Source organism: Marinobacter sp. LV10R510-11A, assembly GCF_900215155.1.
Classification (GTDB): domain Bacteria; phylum Pseudomonadota; class Gammaproteobacteria; order Pseudomonadales; family Oleiphilaceae; genus Marinobacter.
This window is the reverse complement of sequence record NZ_LT907980.1, coordinates 3292786-3308325: the sequence shown is the minus strand read 5'-3', so window position 1 is coordinate 3308325 and position 15540 is coordinate 3292786. Positions and strand designations below refer to the sequence as shown.

General features: G+C 51.7%; 24 protein-coding genes and 2 pseudogenes. 11 read left to right on the top strand and 15 right to left on the bottom strand.

Features of this window, described 5'->3' with window-relative positions; translation table 11 throughout:
* Window positions 1–9 precede the first annotated feature (9 nt).
* Window positions 10–627 (top strand): TPM domain-containing protein, encoded by a 618-nt coding sequence (locus CPH80_RS16005; RefSeq protein ID WP_096279337.1) that lies wholly within the window; start codon window positions 10–12, stop codon window positions 625–627.
* A 42-nt stretch (window positions 628–669) separates the two neighbouring features.
* Here CPH80_RS16005 and CPH80_RS21885 read toward each other — a convergent pair whose 3' ends face one another.
* Window positions 670–831 (bottom strand): hypothetical protein, encoded by a 162-nt coding sequence (locus CPH80_RS21885; RefSeq protein WP_166671422.1) that lies wholly within the window; start codon window positions 829–831, stop codon window positions 670–672.
* A gap of 131 nt (window positions 832–962) precedes the next feature.
* Entirely contained in the window at window positions 963–1250 is a 288-nt protein-coding gene (locus CPH80_RS16000) for a helix-turn-helix domain-containing protein (RefSeq protein WP_096279335.1), read from the bottom strand.
* Window positions 1251–1528: 278 nt separating this feature from the next.
* Here CPH80_RS16000 and rlmF point away from each other — a divergent pair, with 278 nt between their 5' ends.
* Complete coding sequence (gene rlmF, locus CPH80_RS15995) at window positions 1529–2482, top strand: 23S rRNA (adenine(1618)-N(6))-methyltransferase RlmF (RefSeq protein ID WP_096279333.1); 954 nt, start codon at window positions 1529–1531, stop codon at window positions 2480–2482.
* 40 nt (window positions 2483–2522) lie between these two features.
* Here the strand turns inward: rlmF and CPH80_RS15990 are convergent, their stop codons facing one another.
* Both CPH80_RS15990 and CPH80_RS15985 read right to left on the bottom strand, forming a co-directional pair.
* A complete protein-coding gene (locus CPH80_RS15990) occupies window positions 2523–2882 on the bottom strand; it encodes a hypothetical protein (RefSeq protein WP_096279332.1) in 360 nt (119 codons plus the stop codon).
* Between the two features lie 125 nt (window positions 2883–3007).
* Entirely contained in the window at window positions 3008–3241 is a 234-nt protein-coding gene (locus CPH80_RS15985) for a hypothetical protein (RefSeq protein WP_197703565.1), read from the bottom strand.
* 304 nt (window positions 3242–3545) lie between these two features.
* Between CPH80_RS15985 and CPH80_RS15980 the strand changes: the two genes are divergently transcribed.
* The gene (locus CPH80_RS15980; RefSeq protein ID WP_096279330.1) at window positions 3546–3791 is read left to right on the top strand and encodes a type II toxin-antitoxin system CcdA family antitoxin; all 246 of its coding nucleotides are present in this window, start codon (window positions 3546–3548) and stop codon (window positions 3789–3791) included.
* On the top strand, window positions 3761–4108 hold the full coding sequence (locus CPH80_RS15975) for a CcdB family protein (RefSeq protein ID WP_319823045.1): 348 nt from the start codon (window positions 3761–3763) through the stop codon (window positions 4106–4108). The genes CPH80_RS15980 and CPH80_RS15975 overlap by 31 nt, the downstream gene beginning before the upstream one ends.
* Window positions 4109–4345: 237 nt before the next feature.
* Here CPH80_RS15975 and CPH80_RS15965 read toward each other — a convergent pair whose 3' ends face one another.
* Together CPH80_RS15965 and CPH80_RS21725 are read right to left on the bottom strand one after the other, a co-directional pair.
* A complete protein-coding gene (locus tag CPH80_RS15965; protein ID WP_096279326.1) occupies window positions 4346–4750 on the bottom strand; it encodes a DUF1801 domain-containing protein in 405 nt (134 codons plus the stop codon).
* Between the two features lie 56 nt (window positions 4751–4806).
* On the bottom strand, window positions 4807–4977 hold the full coding sequence (locus CPH80_RS21725) for a hypothetical protein (RefSeq protein ID WP_157746910.1): 171 nt from the start codon (window positions 4975–4977) through the stop codon (window positions 4807–4809).
* Window positions 4978–5123: 146 nt separating this feature from the next.
* Here CPH80_RS21725 and CPH80_RS15960 point away from each other — a divergent pair, with 146 nt between their 5' ends.
* Entirely contained in the window at window positions 5124–6629 is a 1506-nt protein-coding gene (locus CPH80_RS15960) for a DDE-type integrase/transposase/recombinase (protein WP_157746909.1), read from the top strand.
* Window positions 6630–6714: 85 nt separating this feature from the next.
* Here CPH80_RS15960 and CPH80_RS15955 read toward each other — a convergent pair whose 3' ends face one another.
* The 3 genes from CPH80_RS15955 to CPH80_RS15945 form a co-directional block, all read right to left on the bottom strand.
* A complete protein-coding gene (locus CPH80_RS15955; RefSeq protein ID WP_096279322.1) occupies window positions 6715–6843 on the bottom strand; it encodes an FMN-binding negative transcriptional regulator in 129 nt (42 codons plus the stop codon).
* Window positions 6844–6945: 102 nt separating this feature from the next.
* Window positions 6946–7248, bottom strand: coding sequence for a type II toxin-antitoxin system RelE/ParE family toxin (locus CPH80_RS15950; protein WP_096279320.1), 303 nt, complete (start codon window positions 7246–7248; stop codon window positions 6946–6948).
* A complete protein-coding gene (locus tag CPH80_RS15945; RefSeq protein WP_096279318.1) occupies window positions 7236–7493 on the bottom strand; it encodes a type II toxin-antitoxin system Phd/YefM family antitoxin in 258 nt (85 codons plus the stop codon). The genes CPH80_RS15950 and CPH80_RS15945 overlap by 13 nt, the downstream gene beginning before the upstream one ends.
* A 193-nt stretch (window positions 7494–7686) precedes the next feature.
* On the opposite strand from CPH80_RS15945, the gene CPH80_RS15940 reads away from it, so the two are divergent.
* Together CPH80_RS15940 and CPH80_RS23190 are read left to right on the top strand one after the other, a co-directional pair.
* Window positions 7687–7959: a type II toxin-antitoxin system Phd/YefM family antitoxin gene (locus tag CPH80_RS15940; RefSeq protein WP_096279316.1), complete on the top strand. Its 273-nt coding sequence runs from the start codon at window positions 7687–7689 to the stop codon at window positions 7957–7959.
* Window positions 7940–8071, top strand: a pseudogene (locus tag CPH80_RS23190) (Txe/YoeB family addiction module toxin); the annotation flags it as partial. The gene CPH80_RS15940 and the pseudogene CPH80_RS23190, both read left to right, overlap by 20 nt.
* A 95-nt stretch (window positions 8072–8166) precedes the next feature.
* Here the strand turns inward: CPH80_RS23190 and CPH80_RS15930 are convergent.
* Window positions 8167–9734, bottom strand: a protein-coding gene (locus CPH80_RS15930; protein ID WP_227520214.1) for an IS3 family transposase whose coding sequence is annotated in 2 segments (ribosomal slippage) — window positions 8167–9243 and window positions 9246–9734 — 1566 coding nt in all. Because the reading frame shifts where the segments join, the coding sequence is not laid out codon by codon here.
* A gap of 290 nt (window positions 9735–10024) precedes the next feature.
* Between CPH80_RS15930 and CPH80_RS15920 the strand changes: the two genes are divergently transcribed.
* On the top strand, window positions 10025–10219 hold the full coding sequence (locus tag CPH80_RS15920; protein ID WP_096279314.1) for a type II toxin-antitoxin system VapB family antitoxin: 195 nt from the start codon (window positions 10025–10027) through the stop codon (window positions 10217–10219).
* Window positions 10216–10617 carry a PIN domain nuclease gene (locus CPH80_RS15915; protein WP_096279312.1) on the top strand — a complete coding sequence of 134 codons (402 nt, stop codon included), beginning with the start codon at window positions 10216–10218 and terminating at the stop codon, window positions 10615–10617. Before CPH80_RS15920 ends, CPH80_RS15915 begins: the two co-directional genes overlap by 4 nt.
* 46 nt (window positions 10618–10663) lie before the next feature.
* Here CPH80_RS15915 and CPH80_RS15910 read toward each other — a convergent pair whose 3' ends face one another.
* From CPH80_RS15910 to CPH80_RS22660, 5 genes and pseudogenes are all read right to left on the bottom strand, one after another.
* Complete coding sequence (locus CPH80_RS15910; protein WP_096279310.1) at window positions 10664–11263, bottom strand: hypothetical protein; 600 nt, start codon at window positions 11261–11263, stop codon at window positions 10664–10666.
* Between the two features lie 79 nt (window positions 11264–11342).
* Window positions 11343–11669, bottom strand: coding sequence for a type II toxin-antitoxin system HicB family antitoxin (locus CPH80_RS15905; RefSeq protein WP_096279308.1), 327 nt, complete (start codon window positions 11667–11669; stop codon window positions 11343–11345).
* Window positions 11662–11913 (bottom strand): toxin HicA, encoded by a 252-nt coding sequence (locus tag CPH80_RS15900; protein ID WP_096279306.1) that lies wholly within the window; start codon window positions 11911–11913, stop codon window positions 11662–11664. Before CPH80_RS15900 ends, CPH80_RS15905 begins: the two co-directional genes overlap by 8 nt.
* A gap of 123 nt (window positions 11914–12036) precedes the next feature.
* Window positions 12037–12587, bottom strand: a pseudogene (locus CPH80_RS23005) (reverse transcriptase domain-containing protein).
* A 65-nt stretch (window positions 12588–12652) separates the two neighbouring features.
* The gene (locus CPH80_RS22660) at window positions 12653–12829 is read right to left on the bottom strand and encodes a hypothetical protein (protein ID WP_227520212.1); all 177 of its coding nucleotides are present in this window, start codon (window positions 12827–12829) and stop codon (window positions 12653–12655) included.
* A 669-nt stretch (window positions 12830–13498) separates the two neighbouring features.
* Between CPH80_RS22660 and CPH80_RS15890 the strand changes: the two genes are divergently transcribed.
* The gene (locus tag CPH80_RS15890) at window positions 13499–14410 is read left to right on the top strand and encodes a tyrosine-type recombinase/integrase (protein WP_096275683.1); all 912 of its coding nucleotides are present in this window, start codon (window positions 13499–13501) and stop codon (window positions 14408–14410) included.
* A complete protein-coding gene (locus CPH80_RS15885; RefSeq protein WP_096279238.1) occupies window positions 14407–15480 on the top strand; it encodes a transposase in 1074 nt (357 codons plus the stop codon). Before CPH80_RS15890 ends, CPH80_RS15885 begins: the two co-directional genes overlap by 4 nt.
* The last annotated feature ends 60 nt before the right edge of the window (window positions 15481–15540 follow it).

Below are 15540 nucleotides of genomic sequence, written 5' to 3'. Positions count from 1 at the left end.
CGATACCCCATGACAATATTGAACAAGCAGGAACAGGAACAGGTCGCGACAGCCATCAGCGCCGTCGAGCGGGAAACAGACGCCGAAATGGTGACCGTACTGACGGCGCAGGCTGATAATTACGCCTATATCCCTTTACTCTGGGCCGGCCTCATTACGCTGCTGGTGCCCGGCATCATCAATTACTTTACCAGCTGGCTGGCCGCTGACATGTTACTGCTCGGCCAGTGGGGTGTGTTTATCGTGCTAAGCCTAGTGTTCCGCATACCCGGCATTAATAGGCGACTGATCCCGCGCTCCGTGCGCTACTGGCGTGCCTCCAACTTGGCACGGCGCCAGTTTCTGGAGCAGAACCTGCACCACACTGCCGGGGCCACGGGCATGCTCATCTTCGTTTCTGAAGCCGAACGCTACGTCGAGATTCTGGTGGATCAAGGCATTTCCAGCCAAATAGACAATGACACCTGGGAAGCCATCATTGCGACTTTCACCGAACAGGTGAAACAGGGTGAGACACTACAAGGCTTTATCACCTGCATCGAAGCCTGCGGAAAGCACCTGAAAGCCCAAGTGCCCGCCACACGCCAGAAGAATGAACTGCCAAATCATTTGGTGATATTGTCTTAAAAACCAGCTTGTTAAGTGTTTCGATACCAAGCATCGACCTTATTAGGTCTTTTTTGGGCTAACCGGCTTTGCACCTGTAGGGAGAATTTGTCCACTTTTACCTTTAACTATATAGTCAATAGCTCCGCCAGACTTTAAAAAGGCTGCAGTTTGCTCCTCAATTGAGGCAGTAGTTACTGAATCTTTAGCGAGTTTCTTGCTCATGATATTCTCCCGGTTAAATGTTGGCTTGTTCGCTCACTTCGATAATCCCTAGTATCTGAAATAGGGGGAATCTTGTTGCAGTAAATAATGAGATTCCCCAGTGCTTGGCCTGGCTACATCTCGCTTTTCAGTCAGTGAAGTTGGTTGAAGACTTCCGGATGCTGTTCCGCAATGCGCAAAAGCGCAACCGCAGGGCCTTGCGGCTCCCGCCGTCCCTGCTCCCAATCCTGAAGGGTTCGCACGCTTACACCCATAAGACCGGCAAACACTGACTGAGACATATTCAGCTTCAGCCTAATCACTTTGGGAGGTGAGGGTTCTAAAAGCTCATGGCTGCGCAGAGCCAACTTGCCCTTCTTGAATTGCTTGGCCTCGTTGGTGCCTTCAAGAATTTCCGACCCTAGGTTTCTGTCACCCATTTTAAGTGCCTCCGCTATCTGCTTGAGCGTGTGCCCATCGAACCTTGCGAATACCAGCGGAGCCCTTGATGAACGTTGAGATGGAGATTATTAGTAATGCCGGATTATACGGCATTGCCGTACACAAAGCAAGTTGAAATCACGAAGGTGTTACGCAGAAATAATTAGCGCCCTTGAAGTGCTTGTTATGTATGCCGAATTCATAAATTAAGGTTATAATTACGAACTAAATAAGTGCCCACGTTAACGTTTAAATTCTAAACCTCGGACATATTACTTTGACCACACTCCATCGAAGTAAACAAAAGCAAACCAAGCCCGATCACAAAGGCCTGCACACGAGGAATCTACACAAGCTGGGCTATGATTTTCCATCTCTGGAAGAAAGTTACCCGCCACTAGCCCCGTATGTGAAAACAAACGCTCACGGCAACCTTTCCATAGAATTCGCAGACCCGCTGGCAGTAAAATCCCTAAATGCCGCGCTATTAAAGCGACACTACAACATTATCGATTGGGATATTCCCCAAGGCGCTCTTTGTCCGCCCATCCCAGGCAGAGTCGACTACATCCATTACATAGCGGAGTTGCTTGGGGTTGGCGAGCCTACTACTGCGTTGGCAAATGCCCAGACCAAAATCACCTTGCTTGATATAGGCACGGGTGCAAATGGAATATATCCGCTATTGGCCTGCCAAATATACGGTTGGTATTGCGTTGGTAGTGACATTAATACTGCGTCGCTTGAGAACGTAGCCTCTATTATCACTAATAACCCTAAGCTAAAAGGCTGCTTCACACTGCGCACGCAACACGATAGAAATCATATATTTGATGGGATCATTCAAGCTGGAGAATTCTTTGATGTCAGCGTATGCAACCCACCCTTTCATGCTTCACTGGATGAAGCGCTCAAAGGCAGCCAGCGTAAACTCAGTAATCTTGCCCGCAATCGCGGTGAGCAAGCAGCCACGCCCCCCACTCTAAACTTTGGCGGTCTAGAAGCAGAGCTTTGGTATAAGGGTGGCGAGCGAATGTTTCTTAAAAAATTAATCAAAGAAAGCCAAGTATTTTCAACTCAATGCCGCTGGTTTACCTGCCTGGTTTCGAAAATCGACAACGTAAAGCCGGCGAAGAAGTTGATTCGTAAGCTTGGTGCGATTGATGTACGGGAAATAGAAATGAAGCAGGGTAATAAAATTACGAGAATATTGGCTTGGACGTTCATCTAGGGCATTCGGCGTGGTGCCATAAGGCCAACATTCTCGAACTCTAAGATATAGCATCACCTTTTTTTTCCTGCGACCACCCAATACGAAACGAATCAATAATACTTACAGTCCAACAGATTATCAGCAATAGAGAAGCGATATTAACAAGTTGGCCGTCACTCCCAGCCAGCTGCTGAGAGAGCAATTCACTTATTTTGGCGGCATCAAGAGGAACTTCGCCACTTTGAATTTTCACACTCAATTCTTGTGCCGTATCCACGACCGCGTTAAGCAAAAAATAAAGGCACACAATGGCTGTTCCTGCCAGTATCGAGCCTTGCAGCGGCTTCTTTAGTGAGAAATGGCCGATGCCTGGAAATACTAAGGCTGATAACAGTGCCGCTTTCAGATATTTAGTCATAATTTGAATAAACGCCTATTGATGATGGAGCCGGCACAGCAAACTCGAAGTACATTAAGCGGACATCGAACTTTTCGAAGAGCTGAAGGCATTATGAGAATGATGCTCTATTGCTAAAATATTTTTTAATCGGCCGCCTTCTGACTAGCGTTAATACTGACCGGATCATTAAAAGTGAGCGTTCTATATGGGAAAGGGATTTCGATACCCGCTTTATCCAGCGCCGATTTAATTGAGGCAACTACCTCGTCCCGTGATTCCCTAATGTCCAAGGGTCTGGAGCCCGTCCACCAAGACACTTCAATAGCACCTCGAACCATATCCAGAAGCTGGGCGGTCAGAATGTTAATGGGCTCCATCTATAAATCCTCTTTTATAATATATAACATTCAGAGCGACAGGTCATCTTAACAACTATAACCCAAAATCCCCGCTCTGCCCGCCTAGTTGTACATTTGGCCATTTCACCTGAATTCATGTCAAATTGGGCGGTATAAGAGTCGTTATGCCACGTTATACCGAGCCCATCATCACCAGTTACGAAAACGCAGTGAAGCGGAGAGAAAGGCATCTGAATAACGCACAGTGTTAAATGCACTTGAATGCGCACTGTGATGCGCCTAATCTATGAAAAAGTCAAAAACCAACTCTGTGGAGACCACAATGTACGAGCTCTACGATCTAGCTGCGCCTAAAAAAGCCACAAACCTGTCCGTGAACAGCGACCTGCTTTTAAAAACCCGGGCGCTGAACATCAATCTCTCCGCCACACTTGAGCGAGCACTGAGAGAAGAGCTGGCGAAACGCAAAGCAGATTTATGGGCCGAAGAAAATCGCGCAGCGATCACAAGTTACAACGAATTCGTTGAGCAGCATGGATGTTTCGGCGACGAATTTCGGGAATTTTAATGGCCCAATTCGACGTATACCCCAACCCTAGCAAGACTAGCAGGTCGTTTTATCCCTACTTGGTCGACGTTCAAAGCTCACACTTATCAGAACTGGCAACGCGCATTGTTATTCCGCTTGGTAGGCTCTCACCCTTTGGGAACCAAGCAATGCAAGGCCTCACTCCAGAGGTCAGCTTTAACGGCCAGAGCCTTCTTTTACTGACGCCTCAAATTTCTTCGATGTCTACCAAACAACTGAATAGCCCCGCAGGCTCATTAACTGATTTTCGAGACCAGATAGTAGGTGCCCTGGACTTCGCGATCACCGGTATTTAATCGGGATAGGGCTTGTGCCATGCCCGGCACACACGCTGAGATACCGAGTCCCGCAGAAGTCTCGGGACGTGTTCAGTCTCTGACCAAAGCGCAGTATCTGCGGCATAAATACCCAGAGCGTTTGCGCTCCTTTTTGCCTCCGCGTAACTGACACCTGCGAGAGCAGCGCTTGCCGCAATACCACAGCCGGTTGCTTCTTCTTGGATGACGGTTTCCTTATTTCTACCAATTAACGCCTCAAGCTCCAAGCAATGGCAGGTGTTTCAAGCTGTGGTACTTCAGTGCCAATTCGATACAGTGGCTTAACGCACCTTCCTCGATACGAGCACTCAATGGCATGACCATGGCCCTTTCCCCCTCGTAATCGAACTCATCCTGGTATATCTCCCGAAAGGTCTCGACCAGCCTGGTCTGACAATGAAAATAAACCTTTACGACGCCGGGATGCTTTGGCTTCCAATCTATCCGAATCGTGCTGCCGCCTTTTACAAGATAGCTGGCTTCACCCCACTTGAGAGTTTCTTCAACCGCGCCCAGATCATTTTCTTCTGCCACAGAAAAGATAAGACGGCGAACGTTTTCAAGCTGCCTTTGAGCCTCTACCGGGAACGTTGAAAACTTCGCTTGTATTTCAGACTCCACACAGCCTCCGTTGCTCTGATACGTAACGCGAAACGAAGCGGCGTGATCTTGTTATCTTATTCGCGCAGTGACGCACGGTGAATCGCTTCGATATGCACCAGAGCACTATCGATATAGTTGAATCCACACTCCTGTTCATCAAACGCAACGAAAAGATCTGTGCCAGCAAGCACTATCGTTTCTGCTCCCTGTTCCTCAGTGACTACTCCCGAGATCGCAATATTCATATAGGCCTCGTGAACGGCATTTATGCAGCGTCAACTATCTTGTCCGGTTCGCATTGACTCATTAATAAACTAACTAACTGAATGCCGTTGACTCACCTAAAATCAAACTACCGTCTATAATTTTGGGGTGAGTAATGGAACAGATAATGAGTCTCTCAGCTCGGCGAGAAATGTTGATCAGCATTCGTCAGCGTTATCTGGAGTCGTCATGGACGGAAAAGGGTCGCGTTCTGGACGGCTTTATTGCCGTGACTGGATATGACAGGAAATACGCAATCTCGTTACTTCATCAAAAAACCAAGGCTACGAACTCAGTTAAGGCGAAGGTAAGACCCGGTGCGCAAGTCTACGATGAGCAGTTTAGACAGGTTCTACTCTACATCTGGTACACGGCTAATCAGGTTTGCTCGAAGCGACTTGCGCCCTTTCTACCGGACCTTGTAGCTGCCATGGAACGCCACGGCCACTTTCGCATCAACTCAGATATTAGACACAAGTTGGGAAAAATCAGTGCCGCAACAGTGGATCGACTTCTTCAACCTGAGCGGCGTCAGATTAAAGGCGGCATCAGCCGCACAAAGCCGGGCTCATTGCTGAAGAATCAGATTCAGGTTCGCACATTTGCTGACTGGGACGACGTTACCCCCGGTTTTTTCGAAATAGACCTGGTTGCCCATTGTGGCGGAGATCCTAACGGCGCATTTTTGAACACTCTGGTAATGATTGACGTATCGACAGGCTGGCTTGAGTGCATGCCTTTACTGAAAAAGAGTGCGGCCGATGTGATTAACGGTATAAGCGTCGCTATCAAGCTGATACCTTTCGAGCTAAAAGGCCTCGATACTGATGGTGGTAGCGAATTCATCAACCTTGAAATGCTCGACTTCTGTGAAGCTCACAGAATCACTTTTACGCGTGCTCGTGCATACAAAAAGAATGACCAAGCCTACGTAGAAGAAAAGAATGGGTCAGTTGTTCGTCGGCTCGTCGGTTATGACCGTTTCCAAGGCAGGAAAGCCTGGGAGGCCTTGGCAAATTTTTATTGCGTGTTGCGAAAATACGTCAATTTCTTTCAACCATCGCTTAAGTTGAGAGAAAAGACTCGTCAAGGCGGCAAGGTGTCGAAACAGTACGATGAGGCACTAACTCCCTACCAACGAATTGCTCGCAGCTCAGACGTTCCTGAGGCGACCAAACAGCAATTAGAAGCCGAGTACTTAACGCTTGACCCGGTTTACCTCATGGCCGAGCTGACACGGTTACAAGCCAGCTTGTGGAGTTTTGCTTGGAGCCAGAATGGGTTGGTGGAAATTGATGACGTGGGTTTGGTAGAACCGGTCGCTCTTGACCAATTCTCGTCTGCACCAAATGTCTGTGATCATTTCCGGTATAAGAAACCAAGAGATAAGCGGAGTTTGCCAAGAAATTACCGCACCAGAAAAGACCCGTTTGAGAAAGTCTGGAATGAAATCCAGCTCAAGCTAGAGCTTCAGCCTGAAAGCTACGCTCGTGAAATCATTGAATGGCTCTCAGAAAAGCACCCTGGCCAATACACGAATAGCCAAGTCAGAACCCTCCAGCGACGAATTAACGAATGGAGATTACGGGACCAGAGCTATCAGACTAAAATGACGCAGCTAATGAGCAGTTAACCACACAACAATCCTGGTGAGACAATCTGGCGATGAGTTTGATTTTTTACTGAGGCAATACGGACCGGCCAAGTTAATTGTCGCGCTATAATGGGAGGTGGTTTGCGTCGATACCATCATTGTCAGCAACCACCAGCACACCAAAACTATATTCCTTGATGTACTGCTGAAGTTTTTCTTGGTTTTCTTCTCTGAAATGACTTGGAACTAGCATCTTTTTATCTCGCTCGGCAGATTTTGATACAGCTAACGCTGAGCGCACCCCTGCGTTTGACGCAGCGAAGCGTAGACAAAGGCGTCCGCGGGCCGCGCCTGGTTAGCTGTTTTCCAGCATGTAAACACGAAGCTGCCGCTCCTCCCTCATAACATAGAGAATGAACATATAATTCCCTTCTTCTCGGTAGAAAACACGGCAGGGTGGCACGACAGCTTCCCTGTAGATTGAATTGGGCAGTTCAGGTGGAATTCGACCAGATTGCGGAAAGCTTTCCAAGCGCTCCGTTTTACCGAACACCTCTTCAACCAGAGCGCTTGCAGCCACCACATTATCCAGAGCAATGTACTCAGCGATGGAATCTAATTCGTGAAGAGCTGGCTCCGTCCAGATTACTTCAGCCATTTACTCATTTTCTCCCGGGCTTCGTTTTGGCTGTACGTTCTCCCCTCCAGTACAGCACGCTCTCCCCTTGAGAGCCCTTCAAGCAGTTCCAGCCGGCGCTGCATAAACTCGTAATCCTTCACATCGACGAGATAAGCGGATGGCTGGCCATGCTCTGTAATCAGTACCGGTTCTTTCGACAAATGTAGGTCTGCCAAAATTTTCGTCGCTTGGCGCTTGAGGCTTGTAACTAGCTCAACTTTCATGGAATTATCCTGAATTATCTTAATAGTGACACTATAGTATCACTATTCAGGTGGCGCAATCTCAGCTAACGCAACAGCACGCGCGTCTACGGAATGGAGGCGAAGCCGCAATGCAGTAGACGTCGCTGTGACTGGCCTTGTTAGGGCTATTGCGATATAGTAGTACGGAGTTACCGTACGTAATGGTGGAATTATGAATATCATCAGTGTAAATAAATTCAGAGACAACCTGAAAAGCCTAGTAGAACAGGTTATTAGCAGGCACGAACCCCTCAAGGTGACACGCCGCGCCGGAGAGGCTTTCGTGATTATGAGTGCCGAAGACTGGGAAAGAGAACAAGAAACCCTGCATGTTCTTCAGAACCAAGACCTGATGCAGCAGATTGCGGCCTCCCTCGATACTCACAGCCGTGCCCAAGGATATACACCTAATGATGAGCAGATGAATGAGATCACTGGTATTTGAGGGCAGCACTTGGGAAGCCTATGAAAAGATGCGAGAGAAAGACAAGAAGCTGCACAAGGCTCTCTGCAAATTGCTAAAAGAAATGCTCCGCTCTGACGACCCATCAACTGGCATCGGCAAACCTGAATCGCTTAAGCACAACTTATCAGGCTTGTGGTCACGGCGCATCTCCGGTGATTGTCAACCGAGTTGTCCAAGTATCAAGGTTCATGCGGCACACTTATTAAGCTCTATTTCACTGGCCCGTCCCGGGTTTAGGGAGACCTCCATCACCGGGCTCCAGTCTCGTGTTGCGCCCGTCCAGCGCCTTGGGTTCTTCGCTTTAGCGGCTTTAAAGACCGCCTCCCGCTGACTCAGGATGGCGCGATCTTCACCCCGATGACGGCTGCCAGGGGTGACAAAGTTGATGCCGCTGTGTAAGTGTTTTTCATTGTAGGCATGCTCGAACTGCATCATCCACTGACGGACCGCCTGCAGCGATACAAAGCCCTTTGACGGCCACGCCGGGCAGTACTTGGTGGTTTTGAACAAGGCTTCCGAGTACGGGTTGTCATTGCTCACGCGGGGCCGACTATAGGACATCAGCATGCCTAGATCCGCCAGGCGCGCTTTGAGCGTATGCGACGTCATGGGCGCGCCGTTGTCAGAGTGCAGCACCGGTGGCTTGTGCCAGCAGCCTTCGCGCAACAGCGCTCTCTGGACCAGCTCTTTGGCGTGTTCGCCAAGCTCCGCTTGATGAACTTCCCAAGCCACGATTTTGCGGCTGAACACGTCCATAATCAGATACAGATACCAGTGCTCGCCACGTACCTGTGATGGGCAGCTGCTAATGTCCCAGCTCCACAGCTGGTTCGGGCCAGTGGCCGTGAAGCTGGTGGGTAAGGGGTGCGGCTTGGCGGGCCGAGCACGTCCCCGGTGCTGGAGCTGGTCGTGCTTTGTCAGTACCCGATAGAAAGAAGACACCGAGGCGATATAGAGGCCCTTGTCGGCCAGCAACGGCACGATTTGAGAGGGCGGCAAGCTGCGATATACCGGTTGATTACACGCCGCCATAATGGCCACTTCCTCGACCTCAGTCAGTTGGTGGTGCTGGGGTGAACGGGGAGCCTCTGGGCGCCGGTCCTCGGCCACATGGCCGGATGCCGTGCGCCAGCGTTTCAGGGTGCGCTCACTCAGCCCCATCAGGTTGGCCGCTTGATAGCGCGAAGCCCCGGTGGTCACCGCCTCATCAAAGTACTGCAACAGCCTTGTACGGTCATCCAGGGAGGTCAATCGTCCTCGTTGTCCTGATCGGTCCCATACAAGGCTTCCAGCTTTTTTGATAGCACCAGGAGCGACGTGGTCTCGGCCAGGACCTTGTCCTTGCGACGCACTTCCGCTTTCAGTTGTTTGATCCGTTTCCGGCTAAGCTTGTGCGCTTTCTGGCTCTCTTTGTGCTGATCTTCCTGCTGACCGGTGCCCTGGATGCAGGCGTCCTTCCAGCGCCGGACCTGCTCAACGTATAGGCCCTTTTCGCGGCAGTAGGCACTGAGCTCTTCTTCGGAAAGCGATGCGGTTTCAATGACCACAGCCAGCTTGGCTTCGCCGGACCAATGGTCCGCAGTTTTGTTATGACCTGGCACAGGCACTCCTCGTTGCCGACACTGTTTCAGCCAATTGTACAGGGTCACATCGGAGATGCCTTCCTCTGCGGAGACAGCGGCAACCGTGTGATTCTGGGGCGGCAGCAGCTTCTTCAGGACTGCGGCCTTGTGCTCTTCGGAATAACGAGCCATTGCGTTTCTCATACCACCCACCAGGTGATGAATTAGGCGAAATCGCCAACTGGACAACTACGGTGACATGGTGGGTCTCACAGAAAGACAGGCTCATATACCGATTCGACGATAAATCTATTTATGTTTTCGCCATTGGAGGACACTACGACCAGCCCTAACGCCCGGCTCACGCGCCGGTTTGGAGCCGCGAAGCGGCGTAAAATCGGTCACTGTGCAGCCGATTGTTTTGTTCTTTTGGCCATGTTAGATTGTGTAGAGAACTTACGTCCTATACACATGGGTATAGCATGAGAACGAATATTGTTATAGATGACAAATTGATGGCCGACGCTCTGAAGACTTCAGGCTACGAAACCAAAAAAGAGGCCGTTGAGCAAGGCCTAAAGCTATTGGTGCGCATGAGCGAGCAACAAGAGCTTCGTAAATTACGCGGAAAAATCAAGTGGGAAGGCAACTTGGACAACATGCGAGATGATAAATGATACTGGTGGATACCAGTGTCTGGATCGACTATTTCAACGGAGTCCAAAGCCCCCACACAGACCTGCTCGATTCAGCAATTATTGAAGCAACCGTTGCCATCGGCGACCTGATATTCCTCGAAATTCTGCAGGGAATTCGTAGCGACCGCGATTATCGCAAAACCAGGCAACTTCTCTTAACTCTGGATCAACATGAAATGTTTGGCAAAGCGATGGCTGAAAAGTGCGCAGAGAATTATCGTGCACTGCGAAAGCAAGGGGTCACTATACGAAAAACCGCTGACGTCATCATCGCGTCGTTTTGCATAGAGGAAGGCATACCACTGCTCTTTCTTGATCGCGATTTCATCCCTTTCGTTGATCACCTTGGATTGCACTCTGCTGCATCTGAAATATAACTATGAACTTAGTGGCGCGCTTTAGCGCGTCCGCTGGCGTGACTGGTTATATTTTGTTTACACGGACAGAAGCAGCATAATCATACCACTCATCAAGAATGCGCCGACGAGCATCATATTCACTGGCATGCTGTAAGGCCTGAAATGTTGCTACGTACTTGCTGCGAATTTTTGTGAATGCTTCGTTTTCAAACTGCACCTTGAACCACTTCCGCTCTTGAATTGTCGGCTCGTCAAGAAACTCCTCAATCTCCCAAATGTAATCGGGCTGCGCTCGGTTTGACGAGTGCCACATATCCTGTTCAGGAAGTGACTTCGAAAATAGGTGCGGGAGAAGATAGATATTACTTAACATGGCATCAAGCAGGTAGGTTCGCGCTTTCTCCAGAAGCCCTAACCGATAATATCCAATCGCCACGAATAGAAGAAAAGCGGGCTCACCGACATCATCAGGAAACTCTTGTTCAAACCATTCTATGAACTCGACTGCTTTCTCGGGAGCACCACTAAGCACATAGTAGACGCATACCTGATAGCGCTTCCCCGAGCCGTCTGAAATTACACCGAACTTTTCCTTTTCTTTGAAAAGCCCCCTACGCGCACGGTTGGCACGATCTCGATATCTTTTTTGGTCATCGGTCAGCATAAATCGGCCTCATAAAATATAACGCTTGCAGCAGGGGCGCTATGTCAGGAGCGTCCCTTGCCTGCATTTGTTACATGATTCAATGCAGCTTACTCGAGATTAAACGGTTCAAGCTAACGCCAGATTCAGCGGCTTGAATCGCAAGTGAACGATGTGTGTCTGGAGTGACACGCACCATGAATTTTCCACTGAATGCCTTAGAAGCTATGGGTTGCGGTATAGCTTGATTCTCTTCCTGAAGGTCATTGATACAATCCAAAACCAAGTCACGAATACCCTTAAGGGCCTTTTCGGGTGTTTTTTCTAACCAGCTTAGACTCGGGAACTCTACGCACAGCCCCACATGTTCCTGATCCTCTTCTGACCAAGTGACTCTATATGTATACCGATCAATGATTTTATCCATTTTTGACCTCTAGCCGCTCTATAGCCCGCAGCACCTGTTTCACTTGATATGCCTTGGCTTTGCCTTTCGCATTCTGAATATTGACGCGTGGATCGCCCAGCCATGGCGTTTTGTAGACTCGGTGGCTAGACCCGGATTGCCGTGGCAGACCGAAATATAGGTCGCACACTTTGCACAAGTCAGAAAAACGGACACCTTTCGGGTTGTCCCGCATGGATTTGAGGAGTTCGTCGAGTTTAGCCATACAATAATAGTATCACTATTGATACCACTGTCAAGAGCCAAAGGTTCGGTCAGCTTTGCACATGTAATCGGGATAGGGAGGCACCTCACGGCACCCCTCCCCCGACACCACCGGGCATACGGATCACGTACCACGGCGGTTCGGTTGATTGAGTAGTTCAACGCTCAACAAGATCCGATCCCGTCGAGTGAACGTGAACCCCAGGAACACTCGCTCCCAGGGACGACCCACCGCGCTCTTTTCCTCATTCACCGTGAGTTTTAGCCGACGATGTAGATAGCCGGTGATGCTTGCCAGTACTCGCTGACCGGAACGCTGGCTTTTGACGTAGATGTTGCAGTCGTCCGCGTAGCGGACGACCCGGTGACCACGTCTTTCCAACTCCTTGTCCAGTTCATCCAGTAACAGGTTTGCTAACAGCGGCGACAGCGGGCCGCCTTGAGGTAGCGGTTGATCAGTTTAAGTATCCGTTCATCCGTGACTCGCCGCTTCACCAACGTCATTAGTTTGTCGTGGTTGACCCGGTCAAAGAACTTTTCCAGATCCATGTCCACGATCCATCGATACCCGTCGTTGATGTAGCGTTGGGCCTGATGGATTGCCTGATGGGTAGAGCGCCTTTGGGCTTGGGTATTTCTACCTGACGTACCGGCCGGGGCCGATAAGTGGGTCACTTTTAAACTGGCGTTGACACAAAGGCGGTCAGGTCGTCAACGGTCATGCCGTCTATCCCCGCGCTTCATTTGTTGCGTTTGACCTGACGGAAGGCGCGGCGCAGGTTATCCCTGTCCAGCACCCGCTCCATCAGTCGATCGTGAACAACCGGAGTGTCTTCTCTGTCGGATCCAGCCACCACTTCACCCCCTGTTTCCAGGGACAGCGTTTGCTGATTTTCCGGTGCGTTATGGGGTCTCATCTCGACAGTAACTGCTCTCTTCTTTCAAACCCCTGTTCCAAGGGGTACCGTTCGGGCCTTCCCGTAGACATTCACTCCTGAAAAAAAACCAGTCGAGTAATCACCGGTACTATGCCCTCTGCTGACTTCTCCTGTGCGGTCGGGGCCAATCACTCAGCCCTCAGCGGTTTTCAACTGCACGCAGCGTCCCAGCGCAGCAACAGGAGATCTCCCGGGGTAAGACACTTAACTTTCATCGCGTAGACGCTCAATTTATAAAACATATCCCAGTTGCAGATGGAGGGCTTGGCAGTCACGTGCCCGCTGGCCCCGAATATGTCACACCTCATATTGAGTTCTTGTTCATCGCCCCGCGATTTGCCTTAGAAGGCCCTACTGTTGGTGCGTTGGGCTTCCTCCAGACCTCCCTCACGGGTTTAGCCCTTGCCCTTTCGCTAACCTTCGGCTCTGCGAATACCTGGTATCGGGACTTTCACCCGACTAGTTAAGTGCCATGCCCGGCACACACGCTGAAATAAGCGGCGGCCCGACAGGGGCGTCCGGTGGACGGCCGTCAGGCCGGAACGAACTTAATTGACTGGTTGAACGAAGCCGCTACGCGGCAGAGGCCAAATTCGACTGTACTTCTCTGACCCCTTCCATTTTGGAGGGCTTGTCAGGAGAAGTGTGATGAACGCTAACGAACACGCTCGTTTTCAAGCACTGCACCAACGCTACCTCACCGAACTCACCCTGCGCGGCAAAAGCCCCAAGACCATCGATCTGTACACCCGTTGCCTGCGACAGATCTGCGACTATTTCCAGACCTGTCCCGATCAGCTTAGCACCGATCAGCTCCAGCAGTATTTCATGCATCTGGTCCAGCATCGGTCCTGGAGTCTGGTCAAGATTGCCCGCAATGCGTTGCAGAGTTTCTATCAGTATGTACTGCGCAAGCCCTGGGAATACGTCCCTATCGTCAAGGCCCCCAAGGTTCAGACCCTGCAGGACGTGCTCTCCCTGAAGGAGGTCGAGCGCCTGATTAGTCGCACACGCAAACTCAGTTATCAGGTCTATTTCCTCACCACCTACAGTCTGGGCCTGCGACTGAGCGAGTCCCTGAACCTGACCATCGCCGATGTCGACAGTCACCTGATGCGGGTGCATGTGCGCTGTGGCAAGGGCAAGAAGGATCGCTTCGTGCCTTTACCGCTGATGACACTCAAGGCCTTGCGGCGCTATTGGGCCACTCACCGTCATCCGGACCTGCTGTTTCCCGGGGGACACCCGCCGTATGCGTCGGTTGCCACCTCCGGCAAGCCCCGGGTGATGGACCGGGGTGGAGTGCAGAAGGCCATCAAACAGGTCGCTCTGGACTGCGGTATCCGCAAAAATGTGCACATTCATTCCCTGCGCCATAGCTTTGCCACCCATCTGCTGGAAAATGGGGTTAACCTGCGCTCAATTCAGACCCTGCTCGGCCATGCCAGCCCGGTGACCACCGCCCGCTACACCCGGATGACCCATGAGGCCCAGCAGAACAGTGCCCTGATGATTAATGCTCTGGTGGAGCGCCTGCAGGTTGACTGGGTGACCCCATGATCACCCTGGCGCAGATTCTGCGCGATCATGAGGCCAGCCTGAAGCAGCACGTCGGGGCACGTATGCGACCGGAACATCACGCCGCCCTGCGGTCGATTCTGGCCTGCCATACGCCGGACTGTGGCGAGGTTCGCTATCACTGTCGCGCCTGTCAGCAGGTGCAACAGGCGTACCCGTCCTGCGGCCATCGCAGTTGCCCTGCCTGTCAGCACAGCACCAACAGCCAATGGCTGGGCCGGCAGCGGCAGAAGCTGTTGCCGGTGGATTATTTCCTGGTGACCTTCACCCTACCGGCCCAGTTGCGGGGCTTTGCCTGGCACCACCTCCGATGGACCTGTCACGCTCTGTTCCAGGCCGCCCGGGAGACGCTGTGCCAGTTCGCCCGCAACGATAAACGCCTGGGCAACCAGCTCGGGCTGGTCGGGGTGTTGCACACCCACTCCCGCCGCTTGGCTTTCCACCCCCATGTCCACATCGTGGTCCCCGGGGGCGGGCTGACGGGCCATCACTGGCACGCCCGGGCCGGGCGATACCTGTTCAACGGCCGGGCCCTGGCCACCGTGTTTCGCGCCAAATTCCTCACCCGGATGCGCGAGCAAGGCTTTGCCTTGCCGGAATCGATTCCCAAACACTGGGTCGCCCAGTGCGAGCAGGTCGGCCGTGGCGACCAGGCGCTGACCTATCTGGCCCGCTATCTGTATCGTGGTGTGCTCCGGGAGCAGAACATCGTGGATTACGACGGTGAGCAGGTCACCTTCCGCTACCAGGACAGCCAGACCCGGCGCTGGCAGACCCTGACCGAACCGGCGAGCCGGTTCCTCTGGCGGGTTCTGCAGCATGTCCTGCCCAAGGGGCTGCGACGGGTGCGGGAATACGGGTTCCTGCACGGCGGTGCCCGCAAAACCTTACACCGGCTGCAGTGGCTCTTGCGGGTCGCGCTACCCGGGATCGTCACCCAACCCCGGAAACAACGCATTTGCCCCTGCTGTGGCGAGCCCATGGGCATCACGCTTTGGCGGCGCCCCTGCCGGTGGCCCGTGCTGATAACCCGACGACGATGTCTGGCATAGGCCCACATCCGTCCGACATGCACCTCACAGGGAGAGATCAGAGCATCCTATGACACCACC

Bases quoted from the DNA above. Each gene is read 5' to 3' on its own strand.
- CPH80_RS15900 (WP_096279306.1), bottom strand. From the start codon at position 11,913: ATGGCTAAACTCGACGAACTCCTCAAATCCATGCGGGACAACCCGAAA.
- CPH80_RS22660 (WP_227520212.1), bottom strand. From the start codon at position 12,829: ATGAGACCCCATAACGCACCGGAAAATCAGCAAACGCTGTCCCTGGAA.
- CPH80_RS15975 (WP_319823045.1), top strand. From the start codon at position 3,761: ATGTTTCGGCGACGAATTTCGGGAATTTTAATGGCCCAATTCGACGTA.
- CPH80_RS15985 (WP_197703565.1), bottom strand. From the start codon at position 3,241: ATGGAGCCCATTAACATTCTGACCGCCCAGCTTCTGGATATGGTTCGA.
- CPH80_RS15905 (WP_096279308.1), bottom strand. From the start codon at position 11,669: ATGGATAAAATCATTGATCGGTATACATATAGAGTCACTTGGTCAGAA.
- CPH80_RS15890 (WP_096275683.1), top strand. From the start codon at position 13,499: ATGAACGCTAACGAACACGCTCGTTTTCAAGCACTGCACCAACGCTAC.
- CPH80_RS15950 (WP_096279320.1), bottom strand. From the start codon at position 7,248: ATGGCTGAAGTAATCTGGACGGAGCCAGCTCTTCACGAATTAGATTCC.
- CPH80_RS15945 (WP_096279318.1), bottom strand. From the start codon at position 7,493: ATGAAAGTTGAGCTAGTTACAAGCCTCAAGCGCCAAGCGACGAAAATT.
- CPH80_RS15990 (WP_096279332.1), bottom strand. From the start codon at position 2,882: ATGACTAAATATCTGAAAGCGGCACTGTTATCAGCCTTAGTATTTCCA.
- CPH80_RS21885 (WP_166671422.1), bottom strand. From the start codon at position 831: ATGAGCAAGAAACTCGCTAAAGATTCAGTAACTACTGCCTCAATTGAG.
- CPH80_RS15885 (WP_096279238.1), top strand. From the start codon at position 14,407: ATGATCACCCTGGCGCAGATTCTGCGCGATCATGAGGCCAGCCTGAAG.
- CPH80_RS21725 (WP_157746910.1), bottom strand. From the start codon at position 4,977: ATGAATATTGCGATCTCGGGAGTAGTCACTGAGGAACAGGGAGCAGAA.
- CPH80_RS15940 (WP_096279316.1), top strand. From the start codon at position 7,687: ATGAATATCATCAGTGTAAATAAATTCAGAGACAACCTGAAAAGCCTA.
- CPH80_RS15915 (WP_096279312.1), top strand. From the start codon at position 10,216: ATGATACTGGTGGATACCAGTGTCTGGATCGACTATTTCAACGGAGTC.
- CPH80_RS15980 (WP_096279330.1), top strand. From the start codon at position 3,546: ATGTACGAGCTCTACGATCTAGCTGCGCCTAAAAAAGCCACAAACCTG.
- CPH80_RS15920 (WP_096279314.1), top strand. From the start codon at position 10,025: ATGAGAACGAATATTGTTATAGATGACAAATTGATGGCCGACGCTCTG.
- CPH80_RS16000 (WP_096279335.1), bottom strand. From the start codon at position 1,250: ATGGGTGACAGAAACCTAGGGTCGGAAATTCTTGAAGGCACCAACGAG.
- CPH80_RS15955 (WP_096279322.1), bottom strand. From the start codon at position 6,843: ATGCTAGTTCCAAGTCATTTCAGAGAAGAAAACCAAGAAAAACTTCAG.
- CPH80_RS15960 (WP_157746909.1), top strand. From the start codon at position 5,124: ATGAGTCTCTCAGCTCGGCGAGAAATGTTGATCAGCATTCGTCAGCGT.
- CPH80_RS16005 (WP_096279337.1), top strand. From the start codon at position 10: ATGACAATATTGAACAAGCAGGAACAGGAACAGGTCGCGACAGCCATC.
- CPH80_RS15910 (WP_096279310.1), bottom strand. From the start codon at position 11,263: ATGCTGACCGATGACCAAAAAAGATATCGAGATCGTGCCAACCGTGCG.